This is a genomic window from Pseudomonas sp. P4_B4, assembly GCF_056402255.1.
On sequence record NZ_JBFUHS010000003.1, the window covers coordinates 371,723 to 391,320 of the forward strand.

Sequence of the window (19,598 nt, forward strand, 5' to 3'; positions counted from 1 at the left end):
TGCAGAGGCAGAATAGGCTACGATCAAGAGCAGTTCTCTCCTTCAGGATCATCGCCAGCATGGATACGCTCACTAAAGCAGAAATAGAAGCAGTCTTGGCTGCACGGCTTCCAAGCTACCAGGTTGAGTGCAGCCTTCATCCAGATGGCACTCTTTCGGCAGTTTTGAGCGGGCCTGATTCAAATCATTTCGCGATCACCGGCATAGTCAGATCGGATTACCGAGGAGCCGATTCAATTTCAAGACTGGCCCGGGAGATACTGGAGGAGATGGTCTTGTCCAAGCAAGCGTCCATTAAGCCTCCCGATCCTTTGGGTATGAGCTAAGCAGCATCGCTTCCTTCCCCGTCAGCACCAACGGCAGAACAGCTCAAACTGCTCCAAACTTATTTGCTATATGCCGTTATGGCGAGGAACGATGACAACACTCCGAGCGTTTTTTCGTGCTCGGCGCTTGACTTGAAGGAATGCCAGGAGAGCATTTCCGCGTTCGGGGCCAGCCAGAAGGAAATGCCGCTATGACCCCGATAACTTCAAAAAAGCGCAAAACTCTTCTTGGCCTGAATCAATCAATCTCAGTAATCAGCTCTTCGTTGAAGCCGATCGGCTCAGCGAAGCAGCCTATGTGCTCTTGAGTGAGCGACCTATTTCGGCTCAGACGCTTCGTGAGTTCTCGGAACTCAAAAAGCGTGCGGACAACAAGTACCTCGAAGCCCGCCAGGAATGGCTCAACACCAAAGACAAGATCACCGGCAACCCGAAATGACCTTAAAAGGCTGAAAACCAATCCCTTAGCAAGGCCGCACTGGCGGTCGACCACCGTGATCAGCGTCTGTTTCAGCAGTTGATTCCGGCCATCATGAATGTCTGCTCCTGGCCGATTTCTGCCTGTCAGGAATGGCTGCAACCGACCCGAAGCAATGGGATGGACTCCTCCTCACCTCGGCATCTTGAGTGCCAGCTTGGGCGATGCTACGCAACGGCACTGATTACCAAGCGGATCGGGCAGCGGCCTGACCCATTTATCCAAGGAGAAGCACCTCTACACCACGATTGCGAAGCAACCCGAACAATGGCAAACCGGTCGAACCGGCGTCGGAAAAACCCTCTAATGACCAGGTGCGTAAAGCACGTAGAAGCAATTGGGAGCCGACGCGCGAATAGCCCATCATGGCCCTGCATCGAATCGATGCTGAAATCAGAGGCCGAATATACGTGTGCAGTCGGCACGGGCGCCAAAGCGAAAGGGGCTTGCAACGAGGAGGAGTCCATATACAGTCATTCGTCGTCGACTGCTATCCCCAAGCTGACAATCGAAATCGAGGTCTCATAGGGTTATCGCCCGGACCAGCAGGGCCGAACTATGCGGGATACCAGCGGTCAGCCCGTGGCGCGCTCGCGTAGCCGTCCCCCCGCCCGGCAAGCGATTTTTTTCAAGACATAACGTCCAGCTTTTGGACATATTGATAATTTGACAGTAGCTCCATCAGTCCTCCCGCGGGGCACTATGCTCACCTCTGTATCGTCGGCGGGTTTGTGATGATTTCGGGACAGTTGCCTGTCAATGCCCAAGGGCAGGCGTTGGCAGACAAGAGTTTCGAGGAACAGACCCGCCAGGTCCTGGCCAATCTTGAGCATTGTCTGACTCGGGCGGGCGTGGGCAAAGACAGCCTGGTGCAAGTACGCGTCTATGTCACCGACATTGATCAATGGCCAGCTTTCAATCGTCTCTACGAGCAATGGTTAGGTGATCACCGGCCCGCCCGAGCCGTTGCAGGAGTGTCTCAATTGCATTTTGGCTCAGCCGTCGAGGTGGAAGCCATTGCACTTGCGGCGACTGCCTGAGCGTATTAATTGCGCACACTTCTGAAAATTTTCATATCAAAAGCGAGGCCCCTATGACCACGACGCAACTGACGCTCCCTACCTATCAAGACGTCCTTGACGCCGCCGAACGTATCCAGGGCCACGCTCATCGCACCCCGGTGCTGACCTCACGCACGTTGAACGGACAACTGGGTGCCGAGGTGTTCTTCAAGTGCGAGAACTATCAGCGCATGGGCGCTTTCAAGTTCCGCGGTGCTTTTAATGCATTGGCCCGTTTCGACGAGCGCCAGCGTAAAGCCGGCGTGGTGGCGTTTTCTTCCGGCAATCACGCCCAGGGCATCGCCTTGTCTGCACGTATCCTGGGTATTCCCGCGACCATCGTGATGCCCCATGACGCTCCGGCCTCGAAAATGGCAGCGACACGCGAATACGGAGCCAGTGTGGTGCTCTATGATCGTTACAGCGAGGACCGCGAAGCCATTGGTCGAAAACTGGCTGAGGAGCATGGTTACACCTTGATTCCATCCTATGACCACCCGGATGTCATCGCTGGACAAGGGACGGCGACCATGGAGTTATTGCAAGAGACCGGCCCGCTGGACGCACTGTTCGTTTGCCTCGGTGGCGGCGGACTGTTGGCGGGCGGTGCCTTGGCAACCCGTGCACTGTCGCCTGACTGCAAACTTTACGGTGTAGAGCCGCAGGCGGGGAATGACGGTCAACAGTCGTTTCGCAGGGGAGAAATTGTACATATCGACACACCAGATACCTTGGCCGACGGCGCCCAGACCCAGCATCTGGGGCACTATACATTTCCAATCATTTGCCGCGACGTTGATGACATCCTGACTGTCACAGACGTACAGCTGGTCGAGGGTATGCGTTTTTTTGCCGAGCGCATGAAGATGGTCGTGGAGCCTACCGGATGCCTGGGGTTGGCCGCTGTACGTGAGATGGGCAAGGTGCTGGAGGGTAAACGCGTCGGTGTGATCGTGAGCGGAGGTAATATTGACTTAGATCGGTATGCCCGGTTGCTGGCGTAATTTTTAGCGCTGACGCTAGTCGATCTCTTCGGGGCGGACCCGAAGAGATCCTGTGCGATCTGTGGCTTCTTTTAGCGACCGCTGCAATCGATGCGCATAGGTTTGAGTGACCGCTTCTAGCCGTTCTCTGCCGGTCATGGTTACAAAGCCTGCTGGTTAAATCCGATGCAATCGGTGGTCAAGTGGAGTGCAATTTCGCGCTTGACGACCAAACCAGTACTTTCCACGCAAAAACCCTTCCTGCGCGTCAACGCAGGAAGGGTTTTTTGTTTGCGGCTGATCAGTCTTTAGCCTGGCTCAACTTGGTGAACAGCTCCGTCGGTACTTTCTTGCCGTTGGAAATGTACTGGTTGGTACGGAACTTGTACACCTCACCCTCGGACAGGAAACCATCACCGTTGGTGTCCATCGCCTTGAATTCCTCAGTGCCCTTGGGCGCCACGGCCAGCAGTTCCTTGAGCGACACACGGCCGTCATGATCGGCATCGGTGCGTGCGAAAGACGCATCGCCGCACTTGCCTTCACCGCATTTGCCCTCGGCCTGGGTCTTTTGCGCGCTGGCTTCGGCACCGCACTTGCCTTCGCCACACTTGCCTTCGCTGGTTTTCTCCGCGGAAGCCAGTTGATAGCCCTGCGGCAAGGCTTCGGCCGAAAACGCCGAGGACGCGAAGTTGATACCGCCGACCAGTGCAACAGCGATCAGGCCAATACGGGTTTTGTTCGACTGGATACGAGACATGTTGATACTCCGGATCATTTGCGTGGCTTGACCGTTATTGGTCGTGCCACAAGGGTTGATAAACCTTGTTGCGAGCTGCGTTGTGCATCTCGCTTTGGCAGGTCTATTTGGCCCCGGTGGTGTATCCGGGCTGTATCCGCAAAGCGCTGGTTTTGTATGGCTGTATGCGGATGCCGCGCCCTGATACAGAGCGATACACGAAAGCCGGTAGTCAGTTGCTCATGTCCGCAAGAGCGCCTGTTTAAAAAGGTTGTAGGGTATTTCCTGAAAGCCACAACACCTTGCGTCGTTGCCTACGGTTACGCCAGAATCCGCCGGCTTGTGCGCCTCGCCTCTGGTCTCTATCGTTTCCGCGCCACTGCCCATCAGTGGTCGGGTTTAGCAGCCCGGGGTTGTAAGCAAGGTGCACAAGCTCCTGTCAGTCAGGTATTCCCATGCCTGCATTTGATGGTGGCTGTGCGCAGGGCGCCTTCGGGCGCGCCGGCTTTGCTAGCTTCCCCGGTCTGCTAACCTGCGCACAGCTGCCTCCTTCTCGTTTAGCAGCAAGAGGGTTGGCACCCAATCAGAGAAGCAAGCATATGTTCAAAGTCACCCCCAATCCGCCGGACACCGATCCGACATCCCCGTATGAACCCGATTCAAACAAGCTCAACGAGGCCGCCGAACGCGCGCTCGCCTTCCACTTCCCATCTACCGCCGACATCAAAGCCACTCCACGTACACCCAGCACTTTGTTTACCGTCGACCCCGAGGTCGGTACCGAAACGCTGATGGTGTATCTGGTCGAGACGCTGGCCTCGGTCGATGTGATGGTGCACCAGTTGGTGGATCATCTGGACGGAGGGTCGCGCAATGCCCTGCTGGGGATTTCCAACAGTGTGATGTTGGCGGAGATCACGGCGAACCGGGTGCTGGACCAAATCGACCCGCCCGAATAATCACTGAATCTGTGGCTAACGCTGACCCTGTGGCCAGGACACTTGCCTGTGGCGAGGGGGCTTGTCGGAATGCCGCACCACCCCGTTCGGCGGCGAAGCCGTCGCAAAACATGCCTGCACGATTGGACTGAAGAAAAGCGGGGGCCGCTTCGCTGCCCAACGGGGGCAAGCCCCCTCGCCACAGGGTTTGTATATTTGTTCTGGTTTTGATGTTGGCTGGGCTATTGCTATCGCGAGCTGGCTCACTCCTACAAGGATTGGGCGCTCGGCCAATGGTCGCCCCGGTGCCGTCGTCCGCGAAACCTTCTTGCGCGTCCCGTCGAACGGGATCAGTCTCAGGAGCAGCATCGGCCTTCGCCCATGCGCTCCGGGTACGGGCGAAGGCATACCTCCCAGCGAGGAAATGAAGATGAAATCCGCTTTCGTCGTCCTGCTAATGACCCTCGCACTGTGCAACTCACCCCTCGTGAGCGCCGCTCCCGCCGCCGACGCCGTTGTGCCCTTCCACGTCGATATCCAGGATCAACAGCTCACTGACCTGCGTAACCGCATCGCGGCAACGCGCTGGCCAGACAAGGAGACGGTGGGCGATCGATCACAAGGTGCACAGCTGGCGAAACTGCAGGAGCTGGTTCGCTACTGGGGCACGAACTATGACTGGCACAAGGCCCAGGCGCAGCTCAATGCCTTGCCTCAGTACACGACCACCCTCGATGGGGTCGCTATCCATTTCATCTGGGTGCGCTCGCCGCAGCCGAATGCTTTACCGATGATCCTGACCCACGGTTGGCCAGGCTCGGTACTGGAGTTCATCAAGGTGGTCGGCCCGCTCACCGATCCGGCCGCTCACGGGGGCAATAGCGCGGATGCATTCGACGTGGTGATCCCGTCGATTCCTGGCTACGGCTTCTCCGGCAAACCGACTGAACCTGGATGGGACCCGGACCATGTGGCGCGGATCTGGGGGCAATTGATGCAGCGGCTGGGGTACTCCCGCTACGTCGCCCAGGGTGGCGACTGGGGCGGCCCCATCACGAGCGCCATGGCGCGCCAGTCCGTGCCCGGTTTGCTGGGCATTCACCTCAACCTGCCGGCGACGGTCCCGCCCGAGGCGACTGCCGCACTCGCTGCCGGCGGTCCCGCGCCTGCGGGGTTTTCCGAGCAAGAACGCGCGACCTACGACGCGCTGGCCGCATCCATTAAACAGGGCAACCTGGCCTACAGCGCGATGATGGCCGCGCGGCCGCAAATGATTGGCTACGGCGTGACGGACTCTCCGGCATTTCTCGCGGCGTTCATGCTCGGTCACCCGGGATTTGCCAAGTGGACTTATGGCGCCGACCCACAGCAATCGCCAGGCAAGGATGAAGTGCTGGACGACATCACCTTGTACTGGTTGACGAACAGCGGCGCCTCGGCGAGTCGGTTCTATTGGGAAAACAAGGGTCGCAGCCCGCTTTTTTCTGCGGCACAAAAGACCGGCGACATCACACTGCCGGTAGCCGTTACGGTATTTCCTGATGATGTCTATTTCCCGCCGGAGAGCTGGGCCCGACGCGCCTATCGCAACCTGATCTACTTCCATCAGGCGGCCAAGGGCGGCCACTTCGCAGCCTGGGAGCAGCCGGAGCTCTTTACCGAGGAACTGCGCACGGCGTTTCGGCCGCTGCGCTGAATCACAGGGCCGCTTTCTATCAATTGGGGTCCAGCAACCCGCCGCTCCAGTTGCGTGACACCCGGCTGCCGGTGAATTTCGCTACCCCCATGCCTTGGGGTATCAGGCGATCGCGATAGCGCGTCACCAGCCGCCCCGCTTGTTCGGCATGCAGCACCACTTCGGAAGACGGATCACCCGGCCGCCCGAGGATTCGTGCAAAGCGCTGGCCTTCCTCGACGAAATCCCCCAGCTCTTTTTCGAAGATCAGCACGCCGGGTTGCGGGGCGATGATGGTTTCCATGTGGCCCATTTCCACGGCTTCGACGGGCCAGTCAGCGGGCGCCACTGACTCATCGATGACGCCGCAACCGCACAGCCAGTTGTACAGCCCTTCGGCATCGGACTCGGCAAAGCGGTCGCTGACATCGCCCTGCCCGCGCAGCTCCAGGGTCGCAGCCATGCGCCCTGCAGTGACTCCGTCGCGTATCCACGGGGCAATGATGGTTTCCTCGAAAGAGCCATCGCCGCCGTCATCCCAGATGATCGCCACGTCCATCTTCATCGCCGCCGCCAGTTCGCGGCCACGGGGCCAGAAACTGCGGTGTACGTAGAGGTACGGCAAGGCCTCGTCATCGGTGTGCAGGTCGAGCATCACATCGGCCGGGGCGGCCAGTTGCACCAGTTTTTTTTGCCATTGCTGAACACAGGTCGAAGGTCGTTCCATGGCCGCCGACTGGTCGAACGAGCGATTGAAGTTATGCCCGGTAGCGTCGTGATAGCGGCCGAGAATCCGCCCCTGGCGAAACTGCCCGATGCCCAGTGGATTGGCCTGTGGCACCACGGTCAGGTTGCCCTTGAGCCGGCCTTGGGTTTCGACGATTTGCAGCCGTTGCATCAGCAGGTGCAGGACCAGCATCCCGGCGATTTCATCGGCATGTACGCCGGCTTGCAGGTGTACGTTTGGCCCGCTGCCGTCGCCGGCATAGCGCCAGGCACCGACCCGCACGGCATCGCCGTTGTTGTTGCGAACACTGAACGAAATATCCTGCGGCATTGGCTTTCCCTCCCGTCATGAGCGTTGAAAACGTTGTATCGCTGCTGCCGAGGCTGGTGATTGAACAGGCGTTCAACTAAGCTCGGCATCGTGGAACCTCACCCAAGGACAGCCTTGTGACAACCGATGCCCCGAAAAACCGCCGCGCCGAACCCGATGACCGTCGCGAAATGCTGGTGGCCGCCACCCTGCGCTGCCTGGGTCGCGACGGTCACGCCGGGATTTCCGTGCGACGCATCGCCACCGAAGCCGGAGTCTCCGTGGGGTTGCTCAACCATCACTTCGGCAGCATCGAGGCACTGATCGCCGACACCTACCAGCGGCTCGCCAGCGAACTGACCACCGCCCTGCTCCAGGAAATCGAGCAGGCCGAGACACCCGCGCAAAAGATCGATGCCTTCCTCGAAGGCTCGTTCTCGCCCAGGGTCATGGACCCGAAACTGCTCGGCGTGTGGGTGGTGTTCTGGAGCCTGATCCGTCACTCCGAACACGTCAGCCAGTCCCACGAAAAAAGCTACCGCGCCTACCTCGACCTGATCCGCCAGTTGCTCGACGGGCTGGCCGCCAGCGAAGGCTTCGTGATTCACGACACGCGCCTGGCCGCCATCGGCTTATCGGCGATGCTCGACGGTCTCTGGCTCGAGTGGTGCCTGAACCCCGAGACCTTCAGCGCCGCCAACGGACTCCACATCTGCCGCTGCTGGATAAAGGGGCTGCGTCACGGAGCATTCAGCACCGACGACGTCCTGTGACGGATGCCGGCCGAAGATCATCGCCAGGGTGCCGCTGACCGCGATCAGCCCGGCGCCGATCATCAGCGACATGTCCATCAGCGTGCCCCAGACCAGGCTCGACAAGGCAAACGCCCAGATCAGCCCGGTGTATTCGAACGGCGCGAGCAAGGTCGCGGTGGCGCGGCGGAAACTGGCGAACAACAGGAACTGGCCAATGCCGCCCACCAGGCCGGCGCCGAGCATGCCCAGCCAGGCGGGCGTCGGCGCTGGCGTGTAGGTCCACGGCAGGGCAACCGCCATGCAAACCACGAACACCACGTTGGTGATCAGCATCTGCTCCAGCACTGAGGTCCGGTCATCCACCTGGCGCAACTGGATGTAGGTGAACGCCCAGCACATCGCCGCCAGCAGGGTCAGGACGATCGGCAACGGATCGCTCATGTTGTCGGGGCGACAGGCGATGACCACCCCGACAAAACCGATGATCAGGCTGAACCACTGCCAGCCGCTGGCGCGCTCCTTGAGAATCACCGCCGCCAGCACCGTGACCATGATCGGCGCGGAAAAATACAGGGTGGTCATCTCGGCCAGGGTCAGGTCCCGGGCCGCCGTGTAGTACAGCACCCAGGCGACAATCGACAGCAAGCCGCGCACCACCAGCAGGCGCCGGCTCGGCGAGCGCCAGGCCCGCTGGATCAGGCGCAGGCGCCCCGCCAGCAGCACTGCCACGACCACCACGGCGGCGCGCCAGAACAGAATGGTGACCACCGAATAGTCGGCCACCAGCCACTTGATGACCGCATCCTGCAACGACAGGAATGCGTAACCCAACGTGCACAGGCCAATGCCCTGCAACGACCGGTCAACCCGTGGCGAACTCATCAGGCCGACCTGCGCACGGGCGTCCCGCGTCGCTCGGCAAAGGCAAACAGCGCTTCGATCAGGAAGGTCAGGCAGACATACACCCCGGCCACCAGCAACAAGGGTTCGTACACCTGCAGGGTCTGTGCGCGGACCACGTTGGCGGCGCCGAGCAGATCGATCACGGCGATGGTCGAGGCCAGCGCCGTGGACTTGAGCAGCATCACGGTTTCCCCGGCCAGGGTCGGCAGCAACAGGCGCATCGCCCGGGGCAAGCGTACCCGCAGCAAGGACTGGCGCGCGGTCATGCCGAAGGCCGAGGCCGCTTCCATTTCACCCTTGGGCACGGCCAGCAGGCCACCGCGAATCACTTCGCCGACATAGGCCCCCACCGACACCACCAGGGCGAACACGATGTACCAGTAACCGTCGCGCAGGTACGGCCAGAGGAAACTGCCGCGAATCAGCGGGAACTGGGCAAACAGGCTGCCCAGGCCGTAGTAGAAAATGTAGATCTGGATCAGCAACGGCGTCCCGCGGGTGACGCTGGTGTAGAACAGGCTGACCTTGGCGATCACCTTGTTTTTCGAGATCCGCGCCAGCGCCACCAACACCGCCAGGACAAAACCGAACACACTTGCGATCAACAGGATTGCGAGGGTGGTTTGCAGCCCCCGGCCCAACAGTGCCGCGTATTCAACTATCCACGCTGGAATCATTTCATTCTCTCTGCCGGTTCAGTCAACAAGAGGCATCCAGCGACGAATGCGTCGCTCCAACCGTCCCGAAAGATAGTTCGACGCCAAGGTCACCGCGTAATACAACGCGGCAGCCGTGAGGTAGAACAACAGATAGTGGCGCGTCGACCCCGCGCCTTGCTTGGCGGTGTACAGCAGTTCATTGGTGCCGACCACGCTGATCAGCGCACTGTCCTTGATCAGGTTGATCCACAGGTTGGCCATCCCGGCCATGGCGTAAGGCGCCATGATCGGCAGCGTGACCCGGCGGAACAGGCCGAAACCGTTGAGGCCGAATGCCTTGCCCGCTTCGATCTGACCGAAGGGAATCGCCTGGATCGCCGCGCGAAAAATCTCCGAGGCGTAGGCGCCCTGTACCAGCCCCAGCACCACGATGGCCGCCAGCGGACCGCTGACATTGACCACGCCGTAGCCGAGCTGGGTCATCAGCGAGTTGAGGAGCATGGAGCCGACGTAGTACAGCAACAGAATCAGCAGCAATTCCGGAACCGCCCGGAACAACGTGGTGTAGCCGCGCATCAGCGCTGCAATCGGCTTCGGCGCGCCAAGCTTGAGGCACGCCACCACCAGCCCGATGGCCAGCCCGAGTACAAAGGCCCCGGCGGAAATCTGCAGGGTCATCCAGAGCCCCTTCAACAGCGCACTGCCCCATCCTTGTTCGGTGAAATTGATCAGATCGAACATTGCCGGCATATCACTCTCCAGTTGGCGCACATCAAGCACCAGCAGCAGTCCTGTAGGAGCGAGCTTGCTCGCGAAAAACGTTAACGATGACGCGGTCACTCAGAAGAACCGCGGCGCACTTGCGTCCATCGCGAGCAAGCTCGCTCCTACAGGTTTTGCATTTGCCCACAGGTATTGTGTTCAGGTCAGAACGCAGGCTTCACGCTGGTGCCGAAGTAGCTCTGGGACAGCTCGTCGTAGTCCTTGCTCGCCAACAATTCCTGGATGGCCTTGTCGAGTTTGGCCTTGAGTTCGGTGTCGTCCTTGCGCAGGCCGGCCCCCACGCCTTTGCCGAAGATCGGGTCATACGGCACGGTGCCGAGGTAGGCCAGGTCCTTGGCATCCGGGGTCTTGATGAACGCGGCCATGGCGGTGCCGTCGGCCATCATCAGGTCGATGCGCCCGGCAATCAGGTCGGCGTTGGCCGAGTCCTGGGTGTCGTAGTATTTAACGTCGGCAATTTTTTCGTAGTAGGTCTTCAGGTAGCTGGCGCTCACGGTCGAGTTCTGCACGCCGATGATCTTGCCCTTGAGGTCATCCGGGTACTTCTTCACCGCCGCCTCTTTCGGACCGACGACGGCAATCACCGAGTCGTAGTAGGCCTTGCTGAAGGCGATCTGTTTTTCCCGTTCCTCGGTCACCGACATCGAGGAAAAGATCACGTCGATCTTCTTCGCCAGCAGCGACGGAATGATGCCGTCCCACGCCACTTCCTTGATCTCGCAATCGGCTTTCATTTCGCTGCACAGTTTGTGGATCAGGTCGACTTCGAAGCCCTTCCACTCACCATTGGCCTGCTTTTCGGTGTACGGCGGATAGGGTTCCGCTGCCACCGCGAACCTGATCGGCTGCGCTTGCGCCGCACTCATGCCGGCCAGCATTACGCAGGCCGCACCGGTCAACCAGTTTGCAAAACGTCGATTTCCCATGTTGTTTTCCCGTCTTTTTATGATGAGTTAGCGAGTCTGATGAGCGTTGACGAATTGTCGGCAACGCTCGCTGCGTGGGTGTACGAACACTTCGTCCGGCGAACCGGTTTCCTCGATCAGCCCTTGATGCAAAAAGGCGACTTTGGAAGAGACATCGCGTGCGAAAGCCATTTCATGGGTCACCAGGATCATGGTCCGGCCTTCTTCGGCGAGGGAGCGGATCACCCGCAGCACTTCCCCGACCAGTTCCGGGTCGAGTGCCGAGGTGGGTTCATCGAACAGCATGACCTTGGGTCGCATGGCCAGGGCCCGGGCGATGGCCACCCGTTGTTGCTGTCCCCCGGAGAGAAACGCCGGGTACTCGTTGCGCTTGGCCGCCAGCCCGACGCGTTCGAGCAGGGCTTCGGCCCGTTCTGTGGCCTCCGCACGGCTTTCACGCAGGACCTGGGTCGGCGCTTCGATGAGGTTTTCCAGCACCGTGCGATGGGGCCAGAGGTTGAAGTTCTGGAATACCATGCCCAGGCTGGACCTTATGCGCACAAGCTGTTTGGCGTCCGACACCAGCGGAGCGCCGGGGCGATTCTGGTTAAGGTGAATGCTTTCGCCATCGACCAGGATGCGTCCCTGGTCCGGCACTTCGAGCATGTTGATGCAGCGCAGCAAGGTACTTTTGCCCGAGCCGCTGGCACCGATCAGGGAGATCACGTCGCCCTCGCGGGCAGTCAGGGAAACGCCCTTGAGCACTTCGATATTGCCGAAGCGTTTGTGCAGGCCATCGACCTCGATCATGGTCTTGGCTGCGACCGGTTCGACGGTCGCGGTGCTGGTCACCGTGCCGATCACCGGCCGCGGCGCTTCACCGTTGAGTACCTGGACAAAGCCGCGAATACGCTGGCAGGCCTGGGCCAGGCGCTCGTCACTCAGGGTGAACGACAGCCGCACAAACCCCTGGGCCGGTTCACCGAATGCCGCCGCATCCAGCACCGAGACACCGGCTTCGCGCAGCAGGCGCCAGGCAAATTCCAGCGAGGTCAGGCCGGTGCCGCGCACGTCCACCAGCACGAACATGCCGGCATCGGGGTTGAGCACGCTGATGCCCGGGCAATCCGCCAGGCCGGACACCACCAGATCGCGGCGCCGACGATAGATCTCGCGCATACCGTGGGTGACTTCGTCATGGGACTGCACGGCCTTGAGCGCCGCTTCCATGACAAACCCGGGCAAGCCGTACAGCATGCTCAGCACCAGGGTTTCGACATGGTTGACCAGCACTTCATTGGCCACGACCCAGCCGATGCGCCAACCGGTCATGGCATGGGATTTGGACAGGCTGCCGATCACCACGCAGCGCTCGGCCATGCCCGGCAACGCCGCCAGGCTTTGGTGTTCACGCTCGTAGGCGAGGCTCTCGTAGACCTCGTCCACCACCACCCACAGGTCATGGGCGATGGCGAGGTCGGCGATGGCTTGCAGCTCTTCGCGACCCAGCACCACACCGGTGGGGTTGTTCGGGTTGGAGAAGAAAATCGCCCGGGTGCGCGGGGTAATGGCCTTGGCCAACACGGCGGCATCGAGGCGGAAACCCGAGTCCGCCGCACAGGGCACCCGCACCAGTGTGGCGCCGGACGCCTTGAGCGTCGCTTCGTAGGTCACGTACATCGGATCGAAGGCAATCACTTCGTCACCGGCACCGAGCAGGCACATCGAGGTGGCGAACAAGGCGTTCTGCGCACCAGCCGTGAGAATGACGTTCGACGCCTGCAGTTCGCGGTCGATCAGTTGGCTGTAGCGGCCAGCAATGGCCTCGCGCAAAGCCTGGCGGCCGGCGATCTCGGTGTAGTGGGTATCCCCTTCATGCAAGGCGTGGATGGCGGCATCGGTGATGAAATCGGGGGTGGGGAAATCCGGGTCGCCGACGCTGAGGATGATCACGTCCTCGCCTTTGCGCTGTGCCGCGCTGGCCGCGTAGTGGATATCCCAGGCGGCAACGCCTTGGCCACTGATCCGTTCAACAAAGGGTGAAAACCGCATGCCAGTGCCTCGTTCGAATTGAAGAAACGCAAGCCCGCAACCAGCCGGGGGAAGGTGGCCCCCAACATAGTCCAGACTGAACACTCGTTCAATAGAAAACTCGCGAGGCTTCGCGTTCAGCGCAAACAGGTCGTTTTCACGACAGTCGCGCCGTTTTTCAGCACGGCGCGATCAAGCGACGTGAAACGATTTTGCTAATTGCTCCCAGCACCAGAGCCACGAGAATCAGCCCCGCAGCAACCGCAAACGTCAACCGCATCCCCTGCGCGATGGCCTCAGGTTGCGCCTGCAAAATATCGTCGCTGGCCGTACCGAAGGCGAACACAGCACCCATGACTGAGGCGCCCGTGATCAGCCCCAAGTTGCGAGACAGACCGAGCAAACCGGACATCACGCCACGTTGGTCCGGCGCAATATCCGCCATCACGGCGGTATTGTTCGCCGCCTGGAACAGCGCATAACCGGCCGTGAGGACCACCAGCGGCGCGAGGTAGCCGAGTACGCCGACGCTCATCGGCACGGCGGGAAGGATGCAAGCGCCGGTCAACATGGCAATCAGCCCGACCGTGCTCGAACGTTGTGCGCCCCATCGGTCGACCAGCCGCCCGGCGGGTACGCCGGCAAATGCCGCCACCAGCGGTCCGGCCGACATCACCAGCCCGACACTCACCGCGCTCAAACCCATCGCAGCCGACAGATAGAACGGCCCGACCACCAGGGTGGCCATGAGCACCGTGGTCACCAGGCTGCTCATGGCGAACCCTGCGCTGAGCAGCGGATTGCGCAACAACGCCAGTTTGACCAGCGGCGACGCGGCGGTTTGCTCGACGAACACGAACACCATCAAGCCGATTATCGCGACCAGCAGCAGCGCCGTATTGAGCGGGCCGAAGCTGCCGCGTCCAAGGGTCATTGCCAGTGCGTAAGCCAACAGGGTCAGGACCAATACCAGGGTGCCAAGCGCGTCGAAATCGGGTCGAGTGGACGCCTTCTCGTGGCGATCCTCCGGCAAAAAGCGCCAGGCCAGTCCGATCGCCAAGACACCCAAGGGTAGGTTCAGCAGAAAAATCCCCTGCCAGCCCACTTGGACAATCAACACGCCGCCAAGCGTCGGCCCCAGTGAGGTGCCAATCGCCGACATCGTGCCGAGCATGCCCATCGCGCTGCCCATTTTTTCCTTGGGCACCGCCCCGCTCACCAGCGCCATGGTCAGCGCCATCATGGTGGCCGCGCCGACACCCTGTAAGGCCCGGGCGCCAATCAGCAGCCACAGATTGGGCGCCAGGGCACAGAGCAGCGAGGCGACGGTGAACACCGCAATGCCGATCAGCAGCAATCGCCGCCGCCCCAGAAGGTCGCCGAGCCGGCCGACGCTGACAATCAGCGCGGTGATGCTCAGCAAGTAGGCGAGCACCACCCACTGCACGGCCTGGAACGACGCTGAAAACGCCTCGGCCAGTGTCGGTAAACCCACGTTGGCAATGCTGGTGCCCAGGGACGACAGCAGCATGGATAACGACAGGCTGGCCAAGGCGCCCTGAATCGATATGGACTTCATTTTCTCGCGACTCCGCAAATAGTTGTCCCGAGCCTAAGCCTGGCCATAACATGGCGGAAGACGCAGCATTTGCACTTTATGCGTGCATATAACGCCACCCCACTCACAAAACAGTGTGGGAGCGAGCCTGTGGCGAGGGGGCTTGTCGGAACGCCGCACCGCCCCGTTGGGTTGCGAAGCAGCCCCAAAATCTCTGATGCACCAAAGATCTTGTGAGTGCTACGCACTCAAACGGGGCGGTGCGGCGTTCCGACAAGCCCCCTCGCCACAGGGCTCGCTCCCACAGGAATTGATTCGATGCCCGATCTGAATCTGCTGATCACCCTGAACGTGTTGCTCGAAGAAGGCAGCGTGGCCCGCGCCGCGCAGCGTTTGCGCCTGAGCCCGTCGGCCATGAGCCGGGCGCTGGCGCGGTTGCGCGAAACCACGGGCGATCCACTTTTGGTGCGGGCAGGTCGCGGACTGGTTCCCACGCCTCGGGCGCTGGAGCTGCGTGAACGGGTCGGCGCGCTGGTGCAGGACGCCGAAGCCGTCCTGCGCCCCGCCGAGGCACTCGACCTCGATCAACTGGTACGCACTTTCACCCTGCGCACCAGCGATGGCTTCGTGGAAAATTTCGGACCGCCACTGATCGCCCGTATCCACCAGGAGGCGCCCGGTGTCCGCCTGAATTTCGTGCAGAAGCTGAACAAGGACAGCACCCTGCTGCGCGAAGGCGCGGTGGATCTGGAAACCGGTGTGATCGGCGAATCCACCAGCCCGGAAGTGCGGACCCGGATGCTGTTTCGCGACAGGTTCATTGGCGTCGTGCGCAAGGGCCATCCACTGGTTCGAGGTGAGATGACACCCGGGCGTTATGCAGACGCCCGGCACATCCTGGTCTCGCGCCGGGGTCACGAAAAAGGCGTCATGGACGACGCCTTGAATGAACTGGGACTGAGGCGGGACATTGCCACCATTGTCGCCGGTTTCTCTTCGGCAATTGCATTGGCACGGGCTTCAGACCTGGTCGCCAGCGTACCGCAGCGGCACGTCGGCAACCTGTGCCAGGGGATGCATTGCTTTGCCCTGCCCTTCCCCACGCCGCCGATCACGGTTTCGATGCTGTGGCACCCGCGCATGGACGCCGACCCGGCGCATCGCTGGCTGCGCGGTTGTGTGTGGGAGGTTTGCAGCCGGCAATGACCCTCGCCTACTCCTTCAGGATCAGCAGCGATTCGCCTTTTTTCACGATGTACGTTGCCAGTTCCGATGCCTTGCCCTGGCCCACGTTCTTCGCCACATGGGCGACGCCTTCGGGGATGTACAACGAGTCACCGGCCTTGAGCGTCACCGGTGCCCGCCCTTCCAGTTGATACTCGAAGGTGCCGCTGATCACGTGCGCCACCTCTACACCCGGGTGAGCATGTTTGGGCGACGTCACGCCCTTATCGAAGTCCACGAGCACCTGAAGGACTTCGCGATCCGCGGCGCCCAGGTCTTCGCGTACCAGGTCGGTGCGATGCAGGCCCTGCTGCCAGCTTTTCATTGCCGGGGCCGGCTGTGTTTCCTGGGCTTGAGAGAGGCTCGCTACGGTGGCGAGACCTGCGGCGGCCAGAACCAGACCAAGCTTGCCGATGGTGTGACGAGGGTGGATACGCAACATTGTCTTTCCTCCAGTTGAACCACGCCAGGCCGCGTCGAAAGTGGCGCGATGCCGGTGGTTCCATTTGGAGGCCGCCGTGTATCGCCCGGGTGTCGGGAAACGGCGGTTTTGTATGCCCGGGTAACGGCGGGCGTTGCGGATACCTGCGGATACAAACCCCCAGCGGCGGGCACGTCGTTGGTCTTATTCCCCCGCCGCCCCGCGACTGCCCTTGAACGCTTCGCGCCGGGCGCTGCGTTCGGCGACATAGGCGGCACTCGGTTCACTGATCAGGTCTGCGCGGTGCAAGGGCAGCCCGCAATGGGCGCAAAGCGGTCCGAGCCCGGCAGGCTCGCCACAATTGCGGTGGGTATACACCACCGCCAGGCCTTCCTCGGGGGATTTGCACCATGTTTCGCCCCAGGCCCGCAGCGCCAGGACCACCGAGTAGAACGCGTCGCCTTTTTCCGTGAGGTGATATTCGTAGCGTTTTGGCCGTTCGCTATAAGCGCGGCGCTCTACAAGCCCGTCGGTCTCCATGCTCTTCAGGCGCGCCGCGACCATTTGCGGCGTACCGCCGGTCTGCGCCTGGATGTCGTCAAAGCGATGGCTGCCCATGAACAATTCGCGCAGCACCAGCACCGTCCAGCGGTCGCCCACGACGGCTTCGGCCCGGGAAATCGGACACAGGGTTTCAGAAACGGTTGTTTTCACCGACATGCGGTATTGCCTCTTTCCTAGTTACTATGATTATCATATTAACGTAAATCCTGAGCAACTACACTTCATCATCCACAGATTGTCTTGCGGAGAACCGTCATGCCCAACGTCACCTACCCTCTTGACCGGACTGCCTATCTGCTGGTCGACCCCTACAACGACTTTCTGTCGGATGGCGGAAAGATCTACCCCTTGATCGAGCCCATTGCCAAGCAAGTCGGCCTGCTCGACAACCTGCGTACGCTTGATCGCACCATTCGCGCGCTCAACATCCCCGTGGTCATCGTACCGCACCACCGCTGGGAAAAAGGCGACTACGAAAACTGGGATCACCCAAGCCCCACCCAGTGCAAGGTCATGCACATGCATCACTTCGCACGGGGCGAATGGGGCGGCGAATGGCACCCCGACTTCGCGCCGAAGGACGGCGACATCGTCGTGCAGGAGCATTGGGGGTCGAGCGGTTTTGCCAATACCGACCTCGATTTCCGCCTCAAGCAAAAGGGTATCACCCACGTCATCATCGTCGGCCTGCTGGCCAATACCTGCATCGAGGCAACCGCCCGTTACGCTCAGGAACTCGGCTATCACGTCACCCTGGTACGGGATGCGACCGCCGCCTTCAAGCCGGAGATGATGCATTCGGCCCATGAGTTGAACGGTCCGACCTTCGCTCACGCCATCCTGACCACCGACGAACTGGTTGCCGCGCTGGCACAGGGAGGTGAGTGATGCAGTTGACCGGCAAACTGCTGATCGGCGCCAGCGATGTCGCCGCCAGCGAAGGCACCCTGAAGGCGCTCAATCCCGCGATCAACCAGCCGATTGAACCGGCGTTTGCACTGGGTGGTGTGGCCGACGTCGACCGGGCCGCGACCCTGGCCGATGAAGCGTTCGATGTCTACAGCCATACCCCGCTCGCCGTGCGTGCGGCGTTTCTCGAACGCATCGCCGACAACCTCGACAGCGTTCGCGAAGCGCTGGCCGCACGGGCAGCCCTCGAAACCGGGCTGCCGCAAGCGCAGCTGGAAGGCGAGGCAATCAAAGCCGCCACCCAGTTCCGCCAGTTCGCCGATGTGGTGCGCACGGGCCGTTTCCTGCAACTGGCTATTGATCCTGCACAACCGGAGCGCCAGCCACGCCCGCGCATGGACCATCGCCTGCAAAAAATCGCCATCGGCCCGGTGGCGATCTTCGGCGCGAGCAACTTCCCCATCGCCTACTCGGTGGCCGGCGGCGATACCGCGTCGGCGCTGGCGGCGGGTTCGACCGTCATTCTCAAGGCGCACAACGCGCATCCCGGCGCCTCGGAAATCCAGGCCCGTGCTATCCGCCAAGCGGTGCAAGACAGCGGATTGCCCGAAGGCGTGTTCTCGATGGTACGTGGCTCCGGCAATGCCATCGGCGAAGCGCTGGTCGATCACCCGCTGATCAAGGCCGTGACCTTCACCGGTTCCGAACAAGGCGGCATGGCGCTGTATCGGCGTGCGCAGTTACGTCCCGAGCCAATTCCGGTTTTCGCCGAAATGACCAGCGTCAACCCGACCTTCATCCTGCCCCGGGCACTCGCCGAACGCGGCGCGCAGATCGGCGATGGCTTTGTCGAGCGCATGCTGGTCAATGTCGGGCAGGCCTGCCTCAAACCGGCCATTCTGATTGCCGTCGAAGGTGCAGGGTTTGAAGCACTGCGCCACGCCATGAGCAAACGCGTGAGCGAAGCACCAGCACGCACGATGCTGACACCGGGCATCCATGGGGCGTACCTGAACGGGCCCTGCACAATGGAAAACGCCGGCGCCCGACTCGTCGCCATTGGCTCGACATCGACCGCAGAGGTCGATGGCCGCTCGGCGCTGTTCGAGGTCGATGGCCAACGTTTTCTCGCTGAGCCGTTGCTTTCGCAGGAGGTATTCGGTCCTTCAGCGCTGCTGGTGAAGGTCAGGGATGAAGCGGAACTGTTGAGGGTCGCGCGTTCATTCAAGGGGCAACTCAGCGCGACCCTGCATCTGGAACAGGACGATTTGCCACTGGCCCGTCGCTTGCTGCCAACCCTGGAGCGACGCACCGGGCGCATCGTGGTCAACGCCTTCGCCCATCCACAGGAAGTGTGTTTTGCCACCGTGCATGGCGGGCCGTTTCCGGCCACTTCGGACAGTCGTTTTACTTCGGTTGGCATGACCGCCATCGAGCGCTTCCTGCGCCCGGTGGCTTATCAGGGCTTTCCCGATGCCCTGCTGCCGGAGCCTCTGCGCGAGGGTAATCCGTTGGGGCTGCCGCGAGTTGTGGATGGTCATTGACGAAAAAAAGACGAACATTCTTTCTGTGGTGAGGGAGCTTGCTCCCGCTGGGGCGCGAAGCGGCCCCAAAAATGGGACTGCTACGCAGTCCAACGGGAGCAAGCTC

19 protein-coding genes and 1 pseudogene are annotated in these 19,598 nt (G+C 61.2%); 10 read left to right on the forward strand and 10 right to left on the reverse strand.

Features of this window, described 5'->3' with window-relative positions; all coding sequences use genetic code 11:
- Positions 1-59 precede the first annotated feature (59 nt).
- The 4 genes from AC1DVE_RS06160 to AC1DVE_RS06175 all read left to right on the forward strand — a co-directional run bounded on the left by AC1DVE_RS06160 (position 60) and on the right by AC1DVE_RS06175 (position 2,869).
- The gene (locus AC1DVE_RS06160; RefSeq protein WP_223455639.1) at positions 60-326 is read left to right on the forward strand and encodes a hypothetical protein; all 267 of its coding nucleotides are present in this window, start codon (positions 60-62) and stop codon (positions 324-326) included.
- A gap of 304 nt (positions 327-630) precedes the next feature.
- Entirely contained in the window at positions 631-765 is a 135-nt protein-coding gene (locus AC1DVE_RS06165; protein ID WP_263287298.1) for a hypothetical protein, read from the forward strand.
- Positions 766-1,484: 719 nt separating this feature from the next.
- On the forward strand, positions 1,485-1,844 hold the full coding sequence (locus tag AC1DVE_RS06170; protein WP_223455686.1) for a RidA family protein: 360 nt from the start codon (positions 1,485-1,487) through the stop codon (positions 1,842-1,844).
- A 53-nt stretch (positions 1,845-1,897) separates the two neighbouring features.
- Positions 1,898-2,869 (forward strand): threo-3-hydroxy-L-aspartate ammonia-lyase, encoded by a 972-nt coding sequence (locus AC1DVE_RS06175; protein WP_046038582.1) that lies wholly within the window; start codon positions 1,898-1,900, stop codon positions 2,867-2,869.
- Between the two features lie 280 nt (positions 2,870-3,149).
- Here the strand turns inward: AC1DVE_RS06175 and AC1DVE_RS06180 are convergent, their stop codons facing one another.
- Positions 3,150-3,608 carry an HvfA family oxazolone/thioamide-modified RiPP metallophore gene (locus tag AC1DVE_RS06180; RefSeq protein WP_223533158.1) on the reverse strand — a complete coding sequence of 153 codons (459 nt, stop codon included), beginning with the start codon at positions 3,606-3,608 and terminating at the stop codon, positions 3,150-3,152.
- A 578-nt stretch (positions 3,609-4,186) separates the two neighbouring features.
- On the opposite strand from AC1DVE_RS06180, the gene AC1DVE_RS06185 reads away from it, so the two are divergent.
- On the forward strand, positions 4,187-4,546 hold the full coding sequence (locus AC1DVE_RS06185; protein WP_223455637.1) for a DUF6124 family protein: 360 nt from the start codon (positions 4,187-4,189) through the stop codon (positions 4,544-4,546).
- A 409-nt stretch (positions 4,547-4,955) separates the two neighbouring features.
- Positions 4,956-6,221 carry an epoxide hydrolase family protein gene (locus AC1DVE_RS06190; protein WP_223455636.1) on the forward strand — a complete coding sequence of 422 codons (1,266 nt, stop codon included), beginning with the start codon at positions 4,956-4,958 and terminating at the stop codon, positions 6,219-6,221.
- Between the two features lie 19 nt (positions 6,222-6,240).
- Here AC1DVE_RS06190 and AC1DVE_RS06195 read toward each other — a convergent pair whose 3' ends face one another.
- On the reverse strand, positions 6,241-7,257 hold the full coding sequence (locus tag AC1DVE_RS06195; RefSeq protein ID WP_223455635.1) for a M14 family metallopeptidase: 1,017 nt from the start codon (positions 7,255-7,257) through the stop codon (positions 6,241-6,243).
- 170 nt (positions 7,258-7,427) lie between these two features.
- Here AC1DVE_RS06195 and AC1DVE_RS06200 point away from each other — a divergent pair.
- Positions 7,428-7,913 (forward strand): annotated as a pseudogene (locus AC1DVE_RS06200) (TetR family transcriptional regulator C-terminal domain-containing protein); the annotation flags it as partial.
- Here AC1DVE_RS06200 and AC1DVE_RS06205 read toward each other — a convergent pair.
- The 6 genes from AC1DVE_RS06205 to AC1DVE_RS06230 all read right to left on the reverse strand — a co-directional run bounded on the left by AC1DVE_RS06205 (position 7,869) and on the right by AC1DVE_RS06230 (position 14,869).
- Positions 7,869-8,873, reverse strand: coding sequence for a DMT family transporter (locus AC1DVE_RS06205; RefSeq protein ID WP_477783838.1), 1,005 nt, complete (start codon positions 8,871-8,873; stop codon positions 7,869-7,871). The pseudogene AC1DVE_RS06200 and the gene AC1DVE_RS06205 sit on opposite strands and share 45 nt — an antisense overlap.
- The gene (locus tag AC1DVE_RS06210; protein ID WP_223533165.1) at positions 8,873-9,571 is read right to left on the reverse strand and encodes an ABC transporter permease; all 699 of its coding nucleotides are present in this window, start codon (positions 9,569-9,571) and stop codon (positions 8,873-8,875) included. The genes AC1DVE_RS06205 and AC1DVE_RS06210 overlap by 1 nt, the downstream gene beginning before the upstream one ends.
- 18 nt (positions 9,572-9,589) lie before the next feature.
- Entirely contained in the window at positions 9,590-10,303 is a 714-nt protein-coding gene (locus AC1DVE_RS06215) for an ABC transporter permease (protein WP_223533167.1), read from the reverse strand.
- Between the two features lie 176 nt (positions 10,304-10,479).
- Entirely contained in the window at positions 10,480-11,262 is a 783-nt protein-coding gene (locus AC1DVE_RS06220) for a transporter substrate-binding domain-containing protein (protein WP_223455631.1), read from the reverse strand.
- Positions 11,263-11,289: 27 nt separating this feature from the next.
- Positions 11,290-13,293: an aminotransferase class I/II-fold pyridoxal phosphate-dependent enzyme gene (locus AC1DVE_RS06225; RefSeq protein WP_317848689.1), complete on the reverse strand. Its 2,004-nt coding sequence runs from the start codon at positions 13,291-13,293 to the stop codon at positions 11,290-11,292.
- Between the two features lie 157 nt (positions 13,294-13,450).
- Complete coding sequence (locus tag AC1DVE_RS06230; protein WP_411741639.1) at positions 13,451-14,869, reverse strand: MFS transporter; 1,419 nt, start codon at positions 14,867-14,869, stop codon at positions 13,451-13,453.
- Between the two features lie 279 nt (positions 14,870-15,148).
- On the opposite strand from AC1DVE_RS06230, the gene AC1DVE_RS06235 reads away from it, so the two are divergent.
- Complete coding sequence (locus AC1DVE_RS06235) at positions 15,149-16,036, forward strand: LysR family transcriptional regulator (RefSeq protein WP_223533456.1); 888 nt, start codon at positions 15,149-15,151, stop codon at positions 16,034-16,036.
- 7 nt (positions 16,037-16,043) lie between these two features.
- On the opposite strand, the gene AC1DVE_RS06240 is transcribed toward AC1DVE_RS06235, so the two are convergent.
- Together AC1DVE_RS06240 and AC1DVE_RS06245 are read right to left on the reverse strand one after the other, a co-directional pair.
- A complete protein-coding gene (locus AC1DVE_RS06240; protein WP_223458179.1) occupies positions 16,044-16,496 on the reverse strand; it encodes a cupin domain-containing protein in 453 nt (150 codons plus the stop codon).
- A gap of 183 nt (positions 16,497-16,679) precedes the next feature.
- A complete protein-coding gene (locus tag AC1DVE_RS06245) occupies positions 16,680-17,195 on the reverse strand; it encodes a winged helix-turn-helix transcriptional regulator (RefSeq protein ID WP_223534765.1) in 516 nt (171 codons plus the stop codon).
- Positions 17,196-17,294: 99 nt separating this feature from the next.
- Here AC1DVE_RS06245 and AC1DVE_RS06250 point away from each other — a divergent pair, with 99 nt between their 5' ends.
- Together AC1DVE_RS06250 and AC1DVE_RS06255 are read left to right on the forward strand one after the other, a co-directional pair.
- On the forward strand, positions 17,295-17,927 hold the full coding sequence (locus tag AC1DVE_RS06250) for a cysteine hydrolase family protein (protein ID WP_223458183.1): 633 nt from the start codon (positions 17,295-17,297) through the stop codon (positions 17,925-17,927).
- Positions 17,927-19,492 (forward strand): aldehyde dehydrogenase (NADP(+)), encoded by a 1,566-nt coding sequence (locus AC1DVE_RS06255; protein ID WP_477783839.1) that lies wholly within the window; start codon positions 17,927-17,929, stop codon positions 19,490-19,492. The genes AC1DVE_RS06250 and AC1DVE_RS06255 overlap by 1 nt, the downstream gene beginning before the upstream one ends.
- Positions 19,493-19,598: the final 106 nt, after the last annotated feature.